This window comes from Natrinema sp. CGMCC1.2065 (genome assembly GCF_051225675.1).
Lineage (GTDB): Archaea > Halobacteriota > Halobacteria > Halobacteriales > Natrialbaceae > Natrinema > Natrinema thermotolerans.
In genome coordinates this window covers 88,501-108,686 of the sequence record NZ_JBPJSJ010000005.1, presented here as the reverse complement: position 1 = coordinate 108,686, position 20,186 = coordinate 88,501, and the positions used below count along the sequence as shown (strand labels likewise).

At 66.1% G+C, this 20,186-nt stretch carries 17 protein-coding genes; 10 read left to right on the top strand and 7 right to left on the bottom strand.

All coding sequences use genetic code 11. The features are described 5' to 3' along the window. Positions 1–79 precede the first annotated feature (79 nt). Positions 80–772: a DUF1405 domain-containing protein gene (locus tag ACSBP4_RS07465; protein WP_435551803.1), complete on the bottom strand. Its 693-nt coding sequence runs from the start codon at positions 770–772 to the stop codon at positions 80–82. Between the two features lie 239 nt (positions 773–1,011). Here ACSBP4_RS07465 and pdxS point away from each other — a divergent pair, with 239 nt between their 5' ends. Further along, positions 1,012–1,920, top strand: coding sequence for a pyridoxal 5'-phosphate synthase lyase subunit PdxS (pdxS, locus tag ACSBP4_RS07460; RefSeq protein WP_049965843.1), 909 nt, complete (start codon positions 1,012–1,014; stop codon positions 1,918–1,920). 97 nt (positions 1,921–2,017) lie between these two features. Here pdxS and ACSBP4_RS07455 read toward each other — a convergent pair whose 3' ends face one another. From ACSBP4_RS07455 to ACSBP4_RS07440, 4 genes are all read right to left on the bottom strand, one after another. After that, positions 2,018–3,517 (bottom strand): DUF7289 family protein, encoded by a 1,500-nt coding sequence (locus ACSBP4_RS07455; RefSeq protein ID WP_435551802.1) that lies wholly within the window; start codon positions 3,515–3,517, stop codon positions 2,018–2,020. 125 nt (positions 3,518–3,642) lie between these two features. Continuing rightward, a complete protein-coding gene (locus ACSBP4_RS07450) occupies positions 3,643–3,975 on the bottom strand; it encodes a hypothetical protein (RefSeq protein WP_435551801.1) in 333 nt (110 codons plus the stop codon). A gap of 7 nt (positions 3,976–3,982) precedes the next feature. Then, positions 3,983–4,870 carry a homoserine kinase gene (locus tag ACSBP4_RS07445; protein WP_435551800.1) on the bottom strand — a complete coding sequence of 296 codons (888 nt, stop codon included), beginning with the start codon at positions 4,868–4,870 and terminating at the stop codon, positions 3,983–3,985. 114 nt (positions 4,871–4,984) lie between these two features. Beyond that, positions 4,985–8,026, bottom strand: coding sequence for a methyl-accepting chemotaxis protein (locus ACSBP4_RS07440; protein ID WP_435551799.1), 3,042 nt, complete (start codon positions 8,024–8,026; stop codon positions 4,985–4,987). 357 nt (positions 8,027–8,383) lie between these two features. Between ACSBP4_RS07440 and ACSBP4_RS07435 the strand changes: the two genes are divergently transcribed. From ACSBP4_RS07435 to ACSBP4_RS07425, 3 genes are all read left to right on the top strand, one after another. Next, complete coding sequence (locus ACSBP4_RS07435) at positions 8,384–9,637, top strand: ABC transporter substrate-binding protein (protein WP_435551798.1); 1,254 nt, start codon at positions 8,384–8,386, stop codon at positions 9,635–9,637. 341 nt (positions 9,638–9,978) lie between these two features. Then, on the top strand, positions 9,979–11,316 hold the full coding sequence (locus ACSBP4_RS07430) for an ABC transporter substrate-binding protein (protein WP_049965850.1): 1,338 nt from the start codon (positions 9,979–9,981) through the stop codon (positions 11,314–11,316). Positions 11,317–11,775: 459 nt separating this feature from the next. Beyond that, positions 11,776–13,116, top strand: a complete 1,341-nt coding sequence (locus tag ACSBP4_RS07425; RefSeq protein ID WP_435551797.1) for an ABC transporter substrate-binding protein — start codon at positions 11,776–11,778, stop codon at positions 13,114–13,116. A 65-nt stretch (positions 13,117–13,181) separates the two neighbouring features. Here the strand turns inward: ACSBP4_RS07425 and ACSBP4_RS07420 are convergent, their stop codons facing one another. Both ACSBP4_RS07420 and ACSBP4_RS07415 read right to left on the bottom strand, forming a co-directional pair. Beyond that, positions 13,182–14,447, bottom strand: a complete 1,266-nt coding sequence (locus tag ACSBP4_RS07420) for an MFS transporter (protein ID WP_435551796.1) — start codon at positions 14,445–14,447, stop codon at positions 13,182–13,184. 101 nt (positions 14,448–14,548) lie between these two features. After that, the gene (locus tag ACSBP4_RS07415; protein WP_435551795.1) at positions 14,549–15,127 is read right to left on the bottom strand and encodes a DUF6149 family protein; all 579 of its coding nucleotides are present in this window, start codon (positions 15,125–15,127) and stop codon (positions 14,549–14,551) included. Between the two features lie 238 nt (positions 15,128–15,365). Between ACSBP4_RS07415 and ACSBP4_RS07410 the strand changes: the two genes are divergently transcribed. From ACSBP4_RS07410 to ACSBP4_RS07385, 6 genes are all read left to right on the top strand, one after another. Next, complete coding sequence (locus ACSBP4_RS07410) at positions 15,366–16,604, top strand: NAD(P)/FAD-dependent oxidoreductase (protein WP_435551794.1); 1,239 nt, start codon at positions 15,366–15,368, stop codon at positions 16,602–16,604. 152 nt (positions 16,605–16,756) lie between these two features. Beyond that, complete coding sequence (locus ACSBP4_RS07405) at positions 16,757–17,005, top strand: hypothetical protein (RefSeq protein WP_006647798.1); 249 nt, start codon at positions 16,757–16,759, stop codon at positions 17,003–17,005. Between the two features lie 73 nt (positions 17,006–17,078). After that, complete coding sequence (locus ACSBP4_RS07400) at positions 17,079–17,489, top strand: DUF7124 domain-containing protein (protein ID WP_006647797.1); 411 nt, start codon at positions 17,079–17,081, stop codon at positions 17,487–17,489. A gap of 227 nt (positions 17,490–17,716) precedes the next feature. Beyond that, positions 17,717–18,634 carry an ABC transporter ATP-binding protein gene (locus ACSBP4_RS07395; RefSeq protein WP_006647796.1) on the top strand — a complete coding sequence of 306 codons (918 nt, stop codon included), beginning with the start codon at positions 17,717–17,719 and terminating at the stop codon, positions 18,632–18,634. After that, the gene (locus ACSBP4_RS07390; protein ID WP_435551793.1) at positions 18,631–19,503 is read left to right on the top strand and encodes an ABC transporter permease; all 873 of its coding nucleotides are present in this window, start codon (positions 18,631–18,633) and stop codon (positions 19,501–19,503) included. Before ACSBP4_RS07395 ends, ACSBP4_RS07390 begins: the two co-directional genes overlap by 4 nt. A gap of 140 nt (positions 19,504–19,643) precedes the next feature. Then, positions 19,644–20,180: a DUF5815 family protein gene (locus ACSBP4_RS07385; protein WP_435551792.1), complete on the top strand. Its 537-nt coding sequence runs from the start codon at positions 19,644–19,646 to the stop codon at positions 20,178–20,180. Positions 20,181–20,186 lie beyond the last annotated feature (6 nt).

The window sequence follows — 20,186 nt, the reverse complement described above, 5'->3', positions numbered from 1 at the left end:
GAGTCCTGCCGCCCCAGTAGCGTGTTCCTTTCGGGTCCCGAATCGAGGTCGATCGCTGCTTCGCTCCGCCCGTTCCCGTTTACGTCTCGAGTTTTTGCACCCGGATCGCGAGCGCGAGAAACAGTGCCAGCAGGACGAACGTGACCTCGCCGGCGGCGATCACGCCCAGCGCGTCGGCCTCGAGGAACATCGCCGCGTCGCGCTCGACGGGGATGATCGTGTGGTGGGGCTCGCCGACGATCGGGACGAAGTAGTCGACGATCAGGTTGCTCCAGTACCAGACGGCGGCGACGCCGACGGCCCACACCGGGAAGTCGCTGATCCGGTGGAGGACGAAGGCCTGGACGACCATCGCGAGGTGACTCCAGAAGAGGAAGTGATACATCCAGACGGGGAGGTACGCGTAGGAGTCGGCGAAGGCAAGCAGCGTGTACGGCGTCCACAGGCCGAGGACGACGTTGCCGAAAAAGGCGAGCGCGGTCAGCCACGGCTGCTCGCGACCCAGTTTCCAGGCGGCGATCGCCAACGCGATAAACAGCGTCGCGAGCGGACTGTCGGGCACCCAGGGCCACAGCGCGGTCGCGGTCCCGGCGAACTGTCCCGAGTAGTACCAGAAGCCAAAGGCCGTCCCCGCGAGGTTGATCGCGACGACCAGCCACGCAAAGCGCAGGCCGAGGTCCTCGAGCGCTCTCGGGACCGGCGCGAGATAGGCCGGGAGCGACTCCTCGTCGTCCGCGCGTCCGCGCTCCGCCGTCCGAGTCGACGCGGTCATCGTCCGGCGCGACGGACGGCACCCGCAAAACAGTAGCGGTCTCCGAACCGGCACGCGCTGCCTCAAGCAGTGGTCCGGTCCGTGACCGCGGCCGGCCTCGGGAACGTCTCGCGAGCGATCCGACGGCCGACGGCGCAACGGCGGCGATCGACCGCCGGGCGAGGCAAACGATTTCGGGGTCCGCGGCCGGACCGTTCCCAAAGAACACGCGTAAGTGCGACGACTCCTAAGCGCGCAGTATGTCGGAACCAGCCGATCTCGAAGAACTACGACGCGGGACCGATCTCGTCAAGCGCGGGTTCGCGCGGATGCAGAAGGGCGGCGTCATCATGGACGTCGTCAACGAAGAGCAGGCCCGAATCGCCGAGGACGCCGGCGCGGTCGCCGTGATGGCCCTCGAGGCCGTTCCGGCCGACATCCGCAAGCGCGGCGGCGTCGCCCGGATGGCCGACCCCGCCGACGTCGAGGCGATCGTCGACGAGGTCTCGATCCCGGTGATGGGCAAGTCCCGGATCGGCCACACCAAGGAGGCACAGATCCTCGAGGCGATCGGTGTCGACATGATCGACGAGTCGGAGGTCCTGACCCCGGCGGACGACGCCTACCACATCGACAAGCGCGACTTCACCGCGCCCTTCGTCTGTGGCGCGCGCAACCTCGGCGAGGCACTGCGCCGGGTCAACGAGGGCGCGGCGATGATCCGCACCAAAGGCGAAGCCGGCACCGGCGACGTCAACCAGGCCGTCCACCACCAGCGGACGATCAAGGGCGCGATCCGCGAACTCGAAGGGATGACCCACGAGGAACGCGAGGCCTACGCGCGTGAGATCGAAGCGCCCGCGGAACTGGTCCACGAGACCGCCGAACTGGGCCGGCTCCCGGTCGTCAACTTCGCCGCCGGCGGTATCGCGACGCCGGCCGACGCCGCCCTGATGATGCACCACGAGTGTGACGGCATCTTCGTCGGCAGCGGGATCTTCGGCGCGGAGAACCCGCCCGCGATGGCCGAGGCGATCGTCGAGGCGACGAACAACTGGGACGATCCCGAGCGCCTCGCCGAGATCTCGAAGAACCTCGGCAAGGGGATGAAAGGCGACGCGAACGCCGACCTCCCCGAGGAAGAGAAGCTGCAGGACCGCGGCGTCTGATCGGCCACGACTCGTTTCCTCGACGCCTCGTTCTCCGCTCGTCACGGACGCTGCACACCGACCCACGCAGCGTTCGTCGTCACCGGTCAGTCCACACTCACTCCTCGAGCGACACGTCGTAGGCGGTCACGCCGAGACGCCGGAGCCGCGGTCCGGTGGCGGCGACTTCCGCGGCGGCGATCCGCTCGTCGTACGCGACTCCACCGGGTCTGACGTTGCCGACCGCAACGCGTTCGGCGACGATGCCGCCCCGTACTGTCGGGTTTCCCTGCAGCGAGACGCTCGAGTCCGGCGCGTAGACCAGTCCCGCAACCGTCGGGGTGCCCGTCGCAGTCGTGACGGTGCCGTCGGCCGAGACGAGCAATTGCGTTCGGCCCGGGTCGGAGTCGTTCCCGACGACGGCGTTTCCGCCGACGGAAACCGGCCCGTCCACGAGGAGAGTCAGGTCGTTCTCGCCCACGTGACGGAGGGCGTCGCCCCGAACGTCGATCGAGTCCCGGACGACGACCTCGACGTCCCCGTCGGACGTATCGAACGTGTGCCCGTCCTCGAGCGCCTCGACGCAGTAGCGACCGGCCTCGAGGACGTCGTCGGGCTCCTCGAACCCCGTTCGTTCACACGCCGCGACGCGGCCGGAGACGTAGCTATCGACCGACGGGTGGTCGTAGCCCGCTCCGGAGACGCTCCCGTCGACCCGGTCGGCGTCGACGCTGGCCGCGTTGACGTCGCCCTCGATCGGCGGCGCGTTCCGGTGGATGTCGACCTCGTGTGCGGCGATGGCGGTATCGATACCGCCGATGTCGGGCGGGTCGGTCAGTTCGAACCGAACGCGGTCGGTCCGCCCCGCCGAACATCGTTCGGTGACTCCGCCGGAGAGCGTCGATTCGATCTCGCGCTGCCAGCCCTCGCAGTAGGTACTCTCGATCTCGATCCGCACGTCGCCACTTCCCGCCGACCGGCGGTCGCCCCGGCCGACGCGTGTCGGCGATTCCGACCGACTCACGACGCCGTCGATGGCGTTCCCTCGAGTCCGCGTCTCGACGAACCGAACGACGGGGAACCACAGCGACCCGTCCCGATACTCGAGCGGCGGCGCGGAGACGGCGACGGTCCCATCCCCGTCGGACCGCCACACGCCGCCGCCCTGGGACGCGATCTCGGTGTCGCCGTTGGCGTACGTGACCGCTCCGAGCGGTTCGTCGTACAACACCTCGGTCCCCGACCCGTCCTCGCGGACGATCCGCACGCGGCCGGCGTCCGCTCGCGTCTCGAGCGTTCCGCGATCGAGCCCCTCGATCGTCACCGGCACCCGATCGCCGCCCGCTTCGGTCGCGGTCCGGGTCGCGTGCGTGAACTCGACCAGCGAGCGCTCGGCGTGTTCGATCTCGACGGCCGATTCGGATGCCTCGAGGCCGGAACCGCCGAACAACAGGACCGCTCCGGATCCGACGACGACGATACCGACGAGCAACACGTAGCCGAGCAGGTGTGTCTGTCCTCGATCCAGATCCGTCGGGACGCCGCCGGACGACGTTTCGGCGTCCCGCTCGATCCTCGGTACTCCCCCGCTCCGCGGCGCGTCGAACTCCCCCCGCATACGGGAATCGATCCCTGACTGTCACGGATAGTTATCAGTCGAGTTCCGACCCGTAATCGGCGGCCTACCAGGTGGTAGACGGTCGTTACGGCGGTTCGATTCGACGAACTGCCCGGAGAGTTCGACTACCTGGCACGCGATATGACGACGGCAAACAGGAACAGCAGGTACGTCACTAGCGTTCCGATCCCCGCCGAGAGGACTGCCGTCGGTGCGAACGCGACGCCGAGCCCGACGATACCGAACGACAGCGCGAGCGCCGCGAGCTGGACCGGCCTGCGCTCCCAGTACGCCCGGACCGTCCCGTAGTACTGGAACGCGACCAGCTCGAAACCGATCGTCCCGACACAGCCGAGTACAAAACAGGAAATCGAGAGCGGGGAGCCGACGTGAGCGAACGCGATCACGAACCCGGCCAGTGAGATCGACGCAAGTACCGCGTCGGTTCGGGTACCCATCGCCGAGCTACGAGCCGTCCCGGTACAGCGTCGCCCCCTCGCTGACGGTCGTCTGGTAGGCCCGGCTCTCGACGCCGGCGGCGTCGAAGGCGTCGACCATCGCCGAGGCGATCGCCCGCTGATTCTGCCGATGACAGACCGCCAGAATCCCGGGGCCGGCTCCGCTGACGGTGACGCCGGTCGCGCCCGCCTCGAGGGCGGCCTCCCGAACCCGGTCGTAGCCGTCGATGAGTTTGGTGCGCTCGGGCGTGACGACCGTGTCGGCCATCCCCGTGCCGACGAGATCGGGATCGTTCCGGCTCATGCCGACGGCTAGCGTGGCGGCGTTGCCGACGGTATCGACGAGTTCGTCCATCGTCGCCGACTCGGGGACCACGCCGCGCGCATCGCGCGTGGAGACGGAGATATCGGGGAGGCAGACGACGACGGGGACCGAGGCGTCGACCTGCGTGACCCCGTCGTCGGTGACGACGGTAAACCCGCCCAGTAGCGAGGGTGCGACGTTGTCCGCGTGGGCCTCGCCGGAGACGAGCGCCTCGCCCTCGGCGGCGATCGGCACGAGTTCCTCCCGGGTGCGACCGCGGTCGTACAGGGCGTTCAGGGCGACCGCCGCGGCGGCCGCGCTCGCGGCCGACGACCCCAGCCCCGACGAGGGACGGACCCCCTTGTCGATTCGGATGCGAGCGGGGGCGTCGAGCGCCTTCGCAACCGCACCGACGGTGTTCTTCTCGGGGTCTTCGGGGATGTACTCGCTGCCGGCACCGGTGACCGAGATCGTCGTCTCCGGTGCGCGTTCGACCCGGACGACGTCGGCGGGCGTCCCGAGAGCGACGCCGAAGACGTCGAAGCCGCTCCCGAGGTTCGCACTCGTCGCGGGGGCCCGCACGGTGAGCATGCCGATTCCTTTCCAGACTGCAGTCAAAAAGGTAGCGAACGACGACGGCAGCCGCGGCGGCTGCCGTCGTCACCTCGAGCGGTCCCGATCGGGAACCGGCTCGGTCGATCGTCGTTACTCGTCGTCGGCCGTGCCGAACGTGAAGACGTCGTCGTCGGCGGCGTCGTCAGCGTCGGTTCCGCCGTCGTCAGCGTCGTCGACCGGCTCGAGCGGTTCGGCGGCCGCATCGTCGCTGTCGGCTTCCTCGTCGACTTCGAATCCGGGACTCTCGTCGGCCGCGGGTTCGCCCTCGGTCGCCGATTCCGTCTCGTCGGCCAGCGGGTCGGCCGGCTCACTGTCGTCGGCCAGCGGATCCGGTTCGTCGGCGTCGGCCAGCGGGTCGTCCGTCTCGCCGTCGTCCGCGAGCGGATCCGTTTCGGTGTCGCCGCCGAGCGGCTCGGCTGACTCGTCGTCGGCCAGCGGATCCACATCGTCGGTCGCGGTCGCTTCGTCGGCGTCCGTCAGCGGCTCCGCCGCCGCTTCGTCCTCGATGCCGAGAATCTCCTCGGCACCGATCTCCTCGGGGGTGTCGGCGTCCTCGACCGCGGTCGCGGGCTCGGCGTCCGTTTCGTCGGCGCTCGATTGCGTCGCCTCGAGGGCGTCCCCGTCGTTGTCGTCGTCCGTCGGCTCGGCGTCGGCCGCGGGCGCGTCGTCGTCACCGATGCCGGGACTTGCCGCCGTCTCGGTGTCGTCGGCGTCGGTATCGAAGGTAATCCCCTGTTCCTGTTCGTCGGCCCCGTCGTCGACCGCGTACTCGGGTTCGGTCTCGCTAAGTTCCGTATCGACGTCGAACGCCGACTCGAGTTCGACGTCCGCGAGGTCGATCTCGGTGTCGAACCGGTCGAGCGCTTCCGAGAGCTGCGAAGCCTGTTCGGAGAGACTCGAGGCGGACTTGGTGACCTCGGTCAGTGCAGTGGTCTGTTCCTCGGCGGCGGCGGCGACGTTTTCGGCCTCGGAGGTCGTCTCCTCGGAGATCGTGGCCGCGTCGTCGACCATCGCGACGACCTCCTGAGTCGAGGCCGCCTGCTCTTCGGTCGCCGCGGAGATCTCCTGGACGCCGACGTTGGTCTCCTTGGCGAGGTCGGCGATCTCCTCGAGTGCGCTGACCGCCTCCTGGACCTGCCGGCTGGCGTTCTCGATGTCGCTACTCGTGCCCTCGACCTCGGCCGCGGACTGCTCGGTCCGATCGCGGATCGCCTCGAGGCGGTCCTCGGCCTCGTTGGCGGCCTCAGCGACGTCTTCCGAGAGTGCCTTGACTTCCTTGGCGACGACGGAGAACCCTTCGTCGTCGCTGCTGCCGCCCGCGGAGCGGGAGGCCTCGATGTTGGCGTTCAGCGCCAGCATGTTGGTCTGGCGGGCGATCTCGGAGATCGTGTTGATCAGCTCGTCGATCTGCTGGACCTCCTCCTCGAGCCGGCGGATCTCGCTGACGGCCGACTCGGACTCGGTCTCGATCTCTTCCATGGCGGCGATCGCCTCTTGGGCGGCTTCCTGCCCTTCCTGTCCGGTGTTGACGGTCCGTTCGGCGATGTCGGCGACCTCGTTCGAGGAGGCGGCGATCTCCTCGGTCGTCGTCGAGAGGCCGCTCATCTCCTGGTTGACCGACTGTAGCGACTCGTTCTGTCGGTCCGCACCGTCGGAAATCTCCTGAATCGATTCGGTGACCTGCTGGGAGGCCGAGCGGACCTCCTCGCTCGAGGCGGTCACCTGTTCGGAGGCAGTCGCGACGTCGGTCGCGAACCGGTTGAGTTCGGCGATGGTCTGCTCGATCTCGTCGAGCATCTCGTTGAAGTCCTCGCCGATCTGTTGCATCTGCTCGTTGTCGCTGTTGGCGTCCGCGCGGGCAGTGAGATCGCCGTCGGCGGCGTCGCCCATGACCGCACAGTACTCGGCGGCCTTGTCCTCTAGGTGGTCGTTGATCTCTTTGACGCGTTCGCGCTCCTGTTCGGCCTCCTCACGGGCGGCTTCGGCCTCGCGGATCTGTTCGCGAAGGGCGTCACGCATCGAGTCGAAGCCGTTGTAGAGCCGGCCGATGTTGTCGATCCGTTTCGTCTCGAGGTCGACGTCGAGGTTGCCCTCCTCCATCTGGCCGGCCTTGTCGGTCAGTCGGTCGATGGAGACGGCGGTGTTCCGGCCGAGGACGGCACCCACCATGCCGATCATGAGGACGCCGAGGATCGTCGCGTAGATCCCGTACTGGTTGACCGCGTTGACGAACCCGAAGGCCTGATCGGCGGGTTCGTGGGTCACGACGACCCAGTCGGTGCCGAACACGCGTGCGGAACTCGTGACGTACTCGTCGTGGCCGTCCGATCCGAACCCGTAGGCATCGTTCTCGAAGGAGAGTGTGGAACTATCGGTCTGCTGGGTCGTCGCACCCTCGGTCCGTGCGGACTCTAACAGGCTACTGTTGCCGGCGTAGGCGGTCCCCAGCGTCGAGTGGTTGCCGCCGTAGTTGGCGTTGTCGAGCATGATCTCGTCGTCGCCGTCGACGACCATCGTCGTGACCTTCTCGTCTTGGAGCTGGTTGGCGTAGGCCTGCAGGTCGGCGGTGTAGACGATCGCCCGATCCTCAGTTTCGGGCGAGTACTGGACGTACGTGATCACCGTCGTCTCCTCGCCGAGTTCGCCCTCGGCGAGGTAGGCGTCGGAGACCCACGGAACGTTCGTGGTCGCCTCCTCGTAGGCGCTCGCGTCGACGTTGTCCATCTCGGTTGCGGTCGTCCCACGAAGCTCCGCGTCGGTGCTTGCCGTGACCGTGTCGTTGCTGGTATCGACGTAGGAGATGTCGAACGTGTCGGCGTCTAGGTGTTCCTCCCAGTCGAGGAACCGCTGTTGGATCGCCTCCGGATCGTCACTGGCGACGACGTCCGATCTGGCGATCGTACTGATCGTATGTTCGTTCTGTTCGTTCCACATCTGCAGGCTCTGTGCTTCCTGTCCCGCTGCAGACGCGTGGTCGTTCTGCACCCGATCCTCCACCTGGTTGGTAATTGCCCCCGTTGCAGCGTATCCGATGAGACCGACGGAGAGTCCGAGAATCAACAGCGCGATTCCGAACTTGACGGCGTACCGCCGTCGGATAGCTGTCGGCACCAGTCGTCGAGCGAAATCCATGGATAGATCACGCGTGATTTCGTCGGTACATAAATTGTCAGGCGTGGTTATCGAAGCTGATAATGGCACCGTTTCACCACATCGTCACACACATAGTCGAAATCCTCTCCCTTGTCCAATCCTTCCGGGCCAATATAGTAAAATAAAGTATTTCGAACCGTATCGGTGGCTGGAACGAATGTCTCTCCTGCCGCTCTCGACGAGTCACAATGCTATACTTTCGAGATCGGTAGCTTCGCAAACGTTAAGAAACGGAGGTCGAAACGACCGTTCAATATGGCTGAAGATAGCTGCGGCCGTCGGAACGGCGGGCGCGCTCCAACCGATACGCCAGCACGTGGGCCGAACCGCCGCCACGTGCTGAAAACGACGGCCGGCGGTGTCGCCGGACTCTCGCTTGCGGGCTGTCTCGAGACCGCCGGATCGATCGTCGGCGATGAGGAGGTCGAGCCGGTTCGGATCGGCGTGCTGGCACCCGACCCGGATAGCAATCCGACGGGGCAATCGATCGTTTCCGGTGCTGCGATCGCCCGCGCGCAACTCAACGACAACGGCGGCATCGACGGGCGGGATGTCGAACTGGTCCTCGGTGACACGAACGGAAGTCCGCTCGAGGCGCGCCGCCAGTACCAGCGACTGATCCTCGATGAGAAGGTAGACGCGACTATCGGTATTGCCACGACCGAGGTGCTGATGGCGTTGATGGACGACATCGCCGAGCAAGCGGTTCCGCACCTCACTGTCGGTTCCGCGACGTCGGGGGCGAGTCAGTTGGTCAACGACCAATACGAGAAGTACAAGTATCACTTCCGTGCCGGCCCGATCAACGACGTCAATCTCGCCGAAACCCAGATCGACTTCCTGGACGATATGGGCGGCGAAATCGGCTGGGACTCCGTTGCGATTCTCGTGGAGGACTACGACTGGACTGAGAGGCTGTGGCGGGTGTACCAGAACCGACTCGGTGACGTGAACGTCGACGTTGCGATGCAACGACGATACCCGCCGGCAACTGACGACTTCTCGGACATCTACGACGAGGTCGAACGATCGGGTGCCGACGCAGCGATCGTTTCGGCGGCCCACACCGGTACCCAGGCCGTCATGGATTGGGGGCCGGCGGAGCGGCCGTTCGCCTTCGGCGGGATTCACGTCCCGATGCAACTCTCCTCGTACTACGAGAAGGTCAATGGTGCGTGCCGTTACGCGGCCGGCTACGCCTTCGCGACACCGACCGCTGAAACCACCGACAAGACCCAGCCGTTCGTTCAGGAATATCAGAACAGAAACGGAGGGGACGCCCCCGTTTACACCGGCTATATCGCGTTCGACGCGATCAAACTCTTCGCCGATGCGGCCGAACGGGCCGGTACGTTCGATTCCGACGACCTGGTTGGTGCGCTCGAATCGACCTCCTTTACCGGAACGACCGGAACGATCGAGTTCCACGACGCGGACCACGAACACGCCCACGACGTCATCTACGGGGAGGATAACGTCCATCCGCTGTACTTCCAGTGGCGGGAAAACGACGACGGCGAGGGCGTTCAGCGGACGATCTGGCCCGACACGTACTCGACGACCGACTACGTCGAACCCGACTGGTTCTGAGGGGGATTCGGCAGGCAACTGCCTATCGCTCTCTCGCGACTGCCGGCGGTACAGCCAGCGTCTCGGTCGTGGCTGTCTGGCACCATCGAAGTCCGTCGGAACCTCGTCCAGCGGCAGCGAAGCGATGCGGACGGCGAGACGAGACAGCAGGGTGTGACCCGGCCACCAGACGTGGTGATTGCCGACTGCAGTCCTCGTTTCGTCCTTGAGCAGTGACTGCGCGGCGAAGGTGGCGGATGATACGAGCCCCACTCGCCAAGTAGCATATCACATAATATGTCCAATATGTTGATTGTAATATTCGAAAACACTAAGAAACAGAGGTTGAAACGATCGTCAGGATGAATGCGTACAAGGGACGTGGTGGGGAATCGAACGACCGAACGACGTCTCGTTCTCGGAGGGTCGACCGCCGACGGTTCTTGAGGGCGACGGGCGGGATCGCCGCTGGTGCATCGCTTGCGGGCTGTCTCGGGACGTATGGCTCGATCGTCGGGAACGACGAGGCCGAGCCGGTTCGGATCGGCGTGCTGGCACCGGATCCGGACAGCGATTCGACCGGCCGCTCGATCGTGCAGGGCGCTCGGATCGCCGTCGACGAACTCAACGAGAACGATGGGCTGCTTGGCCGAGACGTCGAGATGGTCGTCGGCGACACGAACGCGAGTCCGACGGAAGGTCGTCGCCAGTACCAGCGGCTCATCCTCGAGGAGGACGTCGACGTCACCGTCGGCATCTCGACGACCGAGGTCCTCGAGCCGCTGATGGACGATATCGCCGAACAGGAGACCGTCCATCTCACGGCCGGCTCCGCGACGACGACGGCCAGCGAGAACGTCGGCTCGGACTACGACAAGTACAAGTATCACTTCCGAGTCGGGCCGATCAACGGGACCAACCTCGCACAGGCACAGATCGACTTCCTGACCGAGAAAAGCGAGAGCATGGGCTGGGACTCCATCGCCGTTCTCGCGGAAGACTACGACTGGACCGACGGCCTGTGGGCGTTCTACCAGAGCCAGTTCCCGGACACCGACATCGACGTCGCCACGTGGGAGCGGTATCCGCCGGCGACCGAGGACTTCTCGGACATCTACGATGACGTCGAGGCGTCGGGGGCCGACGCGGCGTTCATCTCGACGGCCCACACCGGTACTGCGGCCTTGCAGGACTGGCGACCGGCCGAACGTGAGTTCGCGTTCGGCGGTATCCACGTGCCGATGCAACTCCCCTCGTACTACGAGGAGACCAATGGTGCCTGTGAGTACGCCGTCGGCTACGCCAGTGCAGTGTCCACCGCGGAGATCACGTCCAAAACGCAGGATTTCGTCTCCACGTACCAGTCCAAACACGGCGGGACGAGTCCGGTCTACACCGGCTACATCGCGTACGACGCGGTCAAGGTGTTCGCGGATGCGGCCACGCGCGGCGAGACCGTCGCGTCGACGGATCTGGTCGGGCCGCTCGAGGAGACCTCGTTTACCGGTACCACCGGCACCATCGAGTTCCACGGCCAGGACGGCCCACACCCCCACGACGTCATTTACGGCGAGGGCAACGTCCATCCCGTCTACTTCCAGTGGCAGGAGACCGACGACGGCGAGGGCGAGCAGACGGTCATCTGGCCCGACGAACACGCGGCCGACGGCGACGAGTACGAACAGCCGGACTGGTTGTAACCCGCTCGAGTTTTTCCCGTTTGCCGCCGTTTCGGCGCTGGTTCCATCCGATAGCGGTCGGTCCTCACGACGACTGCCGTCGTTTTCACCGGTCTCGACGAGCAGCGACGGCCCCGTTTGTCGGTCCAACCTGTACCGCCGAGATATCCGTTCGGATGGGAACTCGGACGACCGGTTAGGCCGATGGCTGGCGCTTGGCCACATCGATTGCGTTCGGAGCGTCCGTCCAGCGACAGTACAGCGATACAGGCGGGAAGTAGGCGACGCAGGAGCCGAGATCCGGTCGCCGGATTCGCCCTGGCCAGTCATCGATTCCCGGTCCCGCTCCGAGCGGCGACTGCCCGGTGGTGCGGACCGGCACGAGCTGCTATGCGTATCGACACGTGTCATTCAATAAGTAATATTCTGATTGTAACTATGCGAAAACACTAAGAAACCCAAGGAGAAACGCTTGTCAAGATGAATGGGAGCAAGGGACACGGTACCGAACCGAACGACCACTCGACGTCGCGTTCTCGGGCACTCGACCGCCGACGGCTCTTGAGAGCGACGGGTGGAGTTGCCGCCGGCGCATCGCTTGCGGGCTGTCTCGGCACGTACGAATCGATCGTCGGCGGAAGCGCTACCGAGGGACCGGTCCGGATCGGGTTGCTCGCACCCGATCCGGACAGCGATCAGATCGGCCGGTCGATGGAACGCGGGGCGTCGGTCGCGGTCGACGAACTCAACGACAACGACGGAATCGACGGGCGGGACGTCGAACTGGTCGTCGGCGACACGAACGGGAGTCCGTCCGAGGCCCGGCGGCAGTATCAGCGGCTCATTCTCGAGGAGGGCGTGGACGTGACGATCGGCGTCTTCGCCAGCGAGGCACTGATGAACATCATCGACGACATCGCCGAACAGGAGACGGTTCACCTCACGTCCGGTGCGGCGACGACGGCGGTAAGCCAGCGCATCAGCGAGCAGTACGAGAAGTACAAGTATCATTTCCGGGTTGGGCCGAACAACAATCACGACCTCGGCCAGATGCAGGTCGACTTCCTGACCGACAAGGCCGACGATATCGGCTGGAACTCCGTCGCCGTCCTCGTCGAGGACTACGACTGGACCGAGGAGCCGTGGAAGGTCTACCAGAACCAGCTCCCGAACGCGGGCGTCGACGTCGTCATGGAAGAGCAGTATCCGCCCGCGACGGAGGACTTCACGGCGATCTACGACGAGGTCGAGGCCGCCGGGGCGGACGCGGCGTTCATCACGACGGCCCACACCGGCACCGACGCGCTCCTGGACTGGGTCACGCCCCAACCGCGCCCGTTCGCGTTCGGCGGCATCCACGTGCCGATGCAACTCCCCTCGTACTACGAGGCGACGAACGAGGCCTGTCGGTTCGGGGTCGGTCAGAGCAGCGCGACGGCACAGAGTGAGCGAACCGACAAGACGGAGCCGTTCGTGAACGCGTATCAGGACACCTACAACGGCTCGAGCCCGGTGTACACCGGCTATCACACGTACGACGCGGTCGCCCTGTTCGCCGACGCCGTCGAGAATACGGGGACGTTCGACGCCGACGAACTCGTCTCGTATATGGAAGAGGTTTCGTTTACCGGCACCGCCGGGACGGTCGAGTTCTACGGTCGGGACCATCAATACACGCACGATCTCCGGTACAACAGCTCCGATCCGGACCCGGTCTACTTCCAGTGGCAGGAAAACGAGGACGGCGAGGGATCACAGGAGATCATCTGGCCGGAGGACCGAGCGACGGCGGAGTACCAGACGCCCACCTGGCTCGCGTAATCTTCCGCTCGAGCAAGCGGCGGCGACCGCGTTTCTCCCCGTCCTGCGTGGGAGCCCAGTGTCGGCTACTCCTTCGCCCCGGCGGGGCGTTCGGCCCCGGTGAAACGACCGAGACCGGCGAGCAGCGCCACCGAGAGGCCGGCCCCGGCGAGGGCGAAGGTCGCGATCACGCCGAAAAATGCCGCCAGCGACGCCTCGCCGAGGACGAACCCGCCGACGGCGATGCTCGCAGCACCGATCCCGAACTCCCCGAGGTAGGTATAGCCGTAGGAGAGCCCCCGGGTGTCCGGCGGCGTGTACACCGCGACGGCGTTCTGGTAGAACGGCTGGATCGCGAAGAGGAAGAACCCGAACACGCCACAGAGCGCGACGACGGGGAGCAGTCCCAGTCCGGTCACGGGAACGAACGCCAGCGCCAGCGCCGCGAGGACGCCGAAAATCGCCAGCAGACCGCGGGCCGGCTCGAGCCGATCGGTCAGTTTCCCGCCGGCGTACTGGCCGCCCATCCCGACGACCAACAGGCCGACGTAGATGTAGTCCGCGGGCTCGATCCCCTCGAGGCCGGCGGGGACGACCAGTCCCTCGATTGCCGGCAGCCCGTGGAGAATCTCCGGGAGGTAGGTGAGCATCCCCCGGTAGTACAGCCCCTCGACGGCAACGATGGCGAAGATCAATGCGAAGGCGCTGGCGAACAGCGCCCGCGAGTCCGCGAGGAACTCCGAGAGCGACAGCGCGTCGTCGGGGCTGGCGTCGACGCCCTCGGCGACGGCCGCGGTGGGATCGAACTCCGCACTGAGTCCGTACAGCACCGCGAGGACGCCCGGCACGGCCAGGAGGGCGGCGACGAGTTGCCACTCGAGGACGATCAGCAGGGTCGCGGCGACGAAGGGGCCGAGCGCGATGCCGGTGTTGCCCGCGATCCCGTGCCAGGCGAAGACGGTGCCCCGTTCCTCGACGCCGGTGCTGATCAGCGCGAGGCCGGCGGGGTGGTAGACGCTGGCGGCGACGCCCCACAGGACGAGGCCGACGGCGATCGCGTAGATCGACGTCGCCAGCGAGAGGACGAGGAAGGCGGCGCTCATCCCAGCCAGACAGGCGACGATGAGCCGCTTCGTGCCGTATCGGTCCGCGAGGACACCGCCGGGCAACGCGCCGAGCCCGAAGGGGGCATAGCCCAGCGCGACGACGACCCCGAACAGGCTCACGCCCGCGTCGAACTCGGCCAGCCAGACGACCAGAAAGATCGGAATCGAGGTTTCGAACCAGTGAACCAGCGCGTGGCCGGCCATGGTAAACGCCGCGATCGATCGGTCGTTGCCCTCGAGTGCCATGATCGAGCCGTTGCTCGAACCGGAACGCTCCGGCTACTTAGCCGTGTGGGAACCGGCTGCCGCCGACCGGGAGAAGCACACGAACAGCGTCGACGCCCCTCTCAGTCCTCGTCCGTGACGACCTGTGAGACGTCGACGTCCTCGGGTTCGTCCTGCCCCCCGACGATCAGCTCGCCGTCGTCGGTCTCGACGTAGACGTCGTCGGCGAACCCGCCCTCGGCGTGTGGGTGATCGGGATCGTCGAGCCGTTCGGGGGTCGACGGTGCCTCGGGCAGTCCCTCCGGCGGGGCGAACTGGCCCAGCGGCTCGTCGATGGTCACGTCCCAGCGCTCGAAGAACTCGCCGTAGCGGTCGTAATGGGCCTCGAGTTCGTCGGCCGGGAACTCCATCATCTCGGTCCAGCCGTGGTTGTAGAAGTCGAAGTTGGCCTGGATATGGGTGATCTCGCGGGCCTCGGCCTCGGAGTACCCCTCCTGGAGCGCCCGCAGGTAGGTGTCCATCGTCGCGTCGAAGAGACCGTCGAGGTGGGCTTTCCGTTCCTCGGCGCGGGCCGGGTCGGCCTTCCCGGTGAAGATCTTGGTGTGGAGCCTGACCAGCCCCGAGTTGGCGACCGAGCGAATCCCGGGCGTCTCGAGGGCCTTGCGATAGGCGAAGTGTTTCGCGTTCTGTCGCAGTTTCATGCCCGACGATTGGGGGGATATCCTAAAGAACGGTTCGGACAACACTGTTAGGGACCGCGATCGTCGGCGATGCCAGCAATCGTTGCATGCTCGAGAAATGGTGCCGGATGGCTCGAGATCGGTAAACTCTGGTGAATATATTCGGCGTTCAGTTTACGCTCGTAGTGTCAAACACTGTCGTCCGGCAAAATAGACGAGATAGCAACCCACTTTAACCCGGATTACGAACCATCGGGATATGACTCAGTACGTCATCATCGGTGACGGGATCTCGGGCAGTTCGGCCGCCGAGACCCTCCGGGAAGAGGACCCGGACGCGAAGATTACCGTCATCACCGATGAGGGGGAGCCACTGTATAACCGGATTCTCATCAAGGAACACGCGAAGGGCAAACTCCCCGAAGCCCCGATCTCGATCCACGACGAGGACTGGTACGAGGACCGCGACATCGACCTCTCGCTCAATACCCACGTCACGAGCGTCGACACGGAGGGGAAGGTCGTCCACACTCACGACAGCGGGGAGATCCCCTACGACAAGCTGCTCGTGGCGACCGGCGGAACGCCGACCCAACTGCCCGTCGAGAACAGCGACGCCGACGGAATCCATCACTTCTGGACCTTCGAGGACGCTCGCGGGATCCGCAACCACGCCGACGAGGCCGACAGGGGCGTCATCGTCGGCGCGGGCCTGCTCGGAATCGACTTCGCCGCGGTCTGTGGCGCACAGGGGATCGACGCCGACTACCTGATGCGCGGTGATCGCTGGTGGCGCTACGCCCTCTCGGCCGAGGGTGCCGAGATCATGCACGAGGGCATGCGCAGCGTCGGTGTCGAGCCGGTCTTCGATAGCGGCGTCGACCACTTCGAGGTCGACGACGACGGCCGCGTCACCGCCGCGGTCGACCCCAACGGCGACCGCTACGAGTGTGACTTCGCCGGCGTCGCTATCGGCCTGTCGTTCAACACCGAGTTCCTCCGCGGGGCCGGCATCGAGCAGGACAACGGGATCGTCGTCGACGAGTACATGCAGACCAACGTCGACGACGTCTATGCGGCCGGCGACCTCACGCAGTTCCACGACGTCCTGCTGGGCGAGCAGGCCCAGAACGGCTCGTGGGGCTCGGCCAAGGAACAGGGTCGGGTCGCCGCCATCAACATGGCCGCCGACGCCGAGGAAGAGGGCTTCCAGTGGGTTTCGTCGTACTCCATTACGCACTTCGACTTCCCGTTCCTCTCTTTCGGTCATCCGACACGCGGCGACGAACACGCCGAGCGCAAATACAGCGACACCGAGTGGCGACGCATCGCCTTCAAGGACGGCAAGATCGTCGGCGGCGTCCTCATCGGCGACCTCTCGCCCCAGAGCAAGTTCAAACAGCTGATGCGCGAACAGCGCGTCGTCGCCGATCAGGCCGAGGTCCTCTTAGAGCAGTCCGTCGACCTCGACGAACTCGCCCCCACGCAGGAGCAGTAGCGGCCACCTCCGTTTTCCGATCCGTTCGCGGCGCTTTTCCGACGAATCGAACCGAGAGACCGGCGTCTCCGCGACGACGAACTGTTCTCCCGTCTCGCCGCCGCCACTGCCGGAAGCGGAACGCTTAACACAGATGGGTACATTTGGTAACAATGAACATGGCGACCAGTGAACTCCAGTCCCGATCAGTACGTCCCGAGTCCGCTGCTGTGCGACTCGAGCGAGTCCCGTCCGTGCCGGCGGACGCGACAGTCCGTCACGTCGATCAGTTCGAGACGGAGACGCTGGACGCCATCTATCGCGCCGTCACCGAGGACCGCCCCGTTTCGGCCGCCGAGACCGACCTCGAGCCGGGCGAGGTGATCGTCTTCACGGACTACTTCCGCGTCGAACGGGTCTGAGCCGCCGGGGCTCCGTCTCCTTCCCGGGGGCGGTATCGAAGTCGTTTTCCCGTGTGCGCGCTTTCGATGACGCATGAACGGCGACAGCGACATGACACTGGCGTTCGAACTCGAGGCGCTCAAGGAACTCGCCTCGCCCGAGCGCGTGTTCGAAGACGCCAGAGGGTGGACCGAGTACATCGGCGTCGTCTCCGAGAAACCGACCTACGTCGTCACGAACTTCACCCGAAAGAACCGCATCCGACAGGACTTCTTCTCCGGGCCCCGGGGCAAAGCCGAGAGCCTCGAGGGCGTCAAAGACCAGTTCGACACCGGACGCTACGTCTACGTCGGAGCCAGCGAGGAGGACGAACAGTTGGCCGAGGAGGTCGACTGGGAGTATCTGGCGGTCGAAGACGCCGCCGACGCGGCCGACTGGATCATCGCCTCGAGCGCCGACGACGAGGACGACGACGCCGAAGAGGTCCGCGACGACTGGCCCTGAGACCGTCGCAGCGACGGCCGGTCCCGTTCCGGGGGAGCCGCGCCGTCCCTGTGTAACCGCATTCGGGACCGACCGCGGCCCCGGCGCACGTGCCCCGTGCCGTGAGTTGCCGTCGTAGCCGACTCCGCGGAAAGACGCTAATCCTTATCGTAGTGGCCGTCCACGAAGCCGTATGCAGACTGTACAACCGCGATCCCTCGGTCCGTCGGCGGTCGGGAGGCTCGGTCATGGCCGCGATTGAACTCGAGGGACTGACCAAGCGGTACGGGGACGTCGTCGCCGTCGACGGACTCGATCTGACCGTCGAGGAGGGCGAAATCTTCGGCTTTCTCGGCCCGAACGGCGCGGGAAAGTCGACGACGATCGACATCCTGCTCGACTTCACTCGACCGACCGGCGGGACCGCGTCCGTGCTGGGTCACGACGCCCAGTCGGAGGGGTTGGCCGTCCGGCAGCGAACCGGTGTGCTTCCGGACGCCTACCACGTCTACGACCGACTCAGCGGTCGCCGGCACGTCGAGTTCGCGATCGAGATGAAAGGCGTCGACGACGATCCCGACGCCCTGCTCGAGCGGGTCCGGGTCGCTGACGCGGCCGATCGTCCCGCCGGCGGCTACTCCAAGGGGATGCGCCAGCGGCTGGTGTTGGCGATGGCGCTGGCCGGCGATCCCGACCTGCTCGTCCTCGACGAGCCGTCGACCGGGCTCGACCCGAACGGCGCTCGGGAAATGCGCGAGATCATCCGCGAGGAGAACGCCCGCGGCACGACCGTCTTCTTCTCGAGTCACATCATGGAACAGGTCGAAGCGGTCTGTGACCGCGTCGCCATCATCGATCGGGGCCGGCTCGTCGCCGTCGACACCATCGACGGCCTCCGGGACGCGACCGAGACCGGCGAGACGCTGTACGTGTACGTCACGGCGCTCGATGAGGGTGTTCTCGAGCGCGTGCGTGGCCTCGATGGCGTCGGGCGAGCGGCGATCGACGAAGGCCGGTTGCGGGTGACCGTCGACGGCGTCTCGAAGTTCGCCGTGTTGCACGCGATCGACGAGATCGCGCCGGTACAAGACTTCTCGGTCGTCGAGTCGTCGCTCGAGGACCTGTTCGTCCGATACACGACCGAGAAACAGGAGGTCGAGGCGTGAGCTGGGTCGCAGTCGCGAAGAAGGACTTCCGGGACGCCGTCCAGTCGCGCGCGCTGTGGGCGCTCGTGGCCGCCTTCGTGGTCCTGTCGATCGTCTCGACGTACGCCTACGTCGAAGCGCCCGCGTTGCTTGGCTCGACGACGGCGGCGACGTTCGGCGGCTTGCTGCTCTTCACGGTCGGTCTCGTCGGCCTCTTCGTCCCGTTGGCCGCGATCGTCGTCTGCTACAAGTCCCTCGCCGGGGAGCGCGAACTCGGGAGCATCAAGCTCTTGCTTTCCCTGCCGACCACGCGTCGGCGGGTCTTCGCCGGGAAGGTCGTCGGCCGTGCCGCCGTCCTCGCGTTCGGGCTGGGCGTCGGCCTCCTCGTCGGTCTCGGGGTCGGTGCGGCACTGCTCGGTGACCTCGACGCCGCCGCGGCACTGCTTTTCGTCCTCATCACGCTGGCGTTCGCGGCCGTCTACGCGACGATCGTCGTCGGCATCTCGGCGGCGACCGGCTCGACGTCCCGGGCGACGACGCTGGCACTTGGCTTCTTCGTCGTCTTCGAACTGCTCTGGGACGTGATCCCGATGGGGATCCTCTACGTCCTCGAGGGCTTTACGATCCCGTCGACGATGCCGGACTGGCTGTACCCCCTGTTGCAGCTGTCGCCCTCGTCGGCGTATCTCTCGACCGTCGTCGCCTTGCTGCCCGACCTCGCGGACGCGTCGGGCACCGAGCCGACTCAGGCGGGAGCCGGCGTCGAAGTCGCGGCCGACGCGGCCGAGCCGTTCTACGCGAGCCCCGAGATCGGCGTCTTCGTTTTGCTCGCGTGGGTCCTCCTATCGCTGGTAATCGGTCTCGTCCTGTTCGACGGGACCGACCTCTGATCGGGACGACTCGCCGCCGCTCGAGGCGAGCCGTCCGTCGTCGCGTTTCCCGGTGCTGGTGTGCGATCCGGCTGGCGTTGCCGCGCCGATCGAGGGTACGAGTCGTCGCCCTTAAGCCCGCTGCGGGCCAACGGCGGGCAATGGCAGGCCCCGGCGCTGCAGGTGCGGACGGCGGCGATCGGCTCGAGTTACCCTGCGGGACCCACCTCGACCCCCACGAGATCGATCTGGGGATGCGCGAGTACGACTGTCCTTGCGGTGACAGCCACGCGGTCGTCACGGACGTCCACCCGCCCTCTCGGTTCTTTCCCGAATCGCTGGTGACGGTCCTGCGGGAGACGATCGACACCGACGACGAGTTCGAGGAGTTCGGCACCCCCCACCTGCTGGGGGTCGTCCTGGAGGAGTTCCCCGAGGCGGTCGTCGTCCACGACGCCAGCGACGACGGTGCGGTCGGCTACACACTCGTCTGGGTCACCGACTTCGACGCCCGCCGACTCCACGAGGTCGTCGTCGAACTCGTCGTCGAACTCATGGAACACGCGATCAGCCACGCCGACGACGACGCCGCCGTCTCCGAGTTCGAGTCCCAGATGCTCGAGTTCGACGTCGAGGCCTTCGTCGAGCAGTACCGGCAGGAACGGGAGTTCGAGAGCGAACACGACCGCGCGCTGTAGGCCGCC

Coding starts and splice junctions, on each gene's coding strand:
- ACSBP4_RS07465 (WP_435551803.1), bottom strand. CDS start 772: ATGACCGCGTCGACTCGGACGGCGGAGCGCGGACGCGCGGACGACGAG.
- pdxS (WP_049965843.1), top strand. CDS start 1,012: ATGTCGGAACCAGCCGATCTCGAAGAACTACGACGCGGGACCGATCTC.
- ACSBP4_RS07455 (WP_435551802.1), bottom strand. CDS start 3,517: ATGCGGGGGGAGTTCGACGCGCCGCGGAGCGGGGGAGTACCGAGGATC.
- ACSBP4_RS07450 (WP_435551801.1), bottom strand. CDS start 3,975: ATGGGTACCCGAACCGACGCGGTACTTGCGTCGATCTCACTGGCCGGG.
- ACSBP4_RS07445 (WP_435551800.1), bottom strand. CDS start 4,870: ATGCTCACCGTGCGGGCCCCCGCGACGAGTGCGAACCTCGGGAGCGGC.
- ACSBP4_RS07440 (WP_435551799.1), bottom strand. CDS start 8,026: ATGGATTTCGCTCGACGACTGGTGCCGACAGCTATCCGACGGCGGTAC.
- ACSBP4_RS07430 (WP_049965850.1), top strand. CDS start 9,979: ATGAATGCGTACAAGGGACGTGGTGGGGAATCGAACGACCGAACGACG.
- ACSBP4_RS07425 (WP_435551797.1), top strand. CDS start 11,776: ATGAATGGGAGCAAGGGACACGGTACCGAACCGAACGACCACTCGACG.
- ACSBP4_RS07420 (WP_435551796.1), bottom strand. CDS start 14,447: ATGGCACTCGAGGGCAACGACCGATCGATCGCGGCGTTTACCATGGCC.
- ACSBP4_RS07415 (WP_435551795.1), bottom strand. CDS start 15,127: ATGAAACTGCGACAGAACGCGAAACACTTCGCCTATCGCAAGGCCCTC.
- ACSBP4_RS07410 (WP_435551794.1), top strand. CDS start 15,366: ATGACTCAGTACGTCATCATCGGTGACGGGATCTCGGGCAGTTCGGCC.
- ACSBP4_RS07405 (WP_006647798.1), top strand. CDS start 16,757: ATGAACATGGCGACCAGTGAACTCCAGTCCCGATCAGTACGTCCCGAG.
- ACSBP4_RS07400 (WP_006647797.1), top strand. CDS start 17,079: ATGAACGGCGACAGCGACATGACACTGGCGTTCGAACTCGAGGCGCTC.
- ACSBP4_RS07395 (WP_006647796.1), top strand. CDS start 17,717: ATGGCCGCGATTGAACTCGAGGGACTGACCAAGCGGTACGGGGACGTC.
- ACSBP4_RS07385 (WP_435551792.1), top strand. CDS start 19,644: ATGGCAGGCCCCGGCGCTGCAGGTGCGGACGGCGGCGATCGGCTCGAG.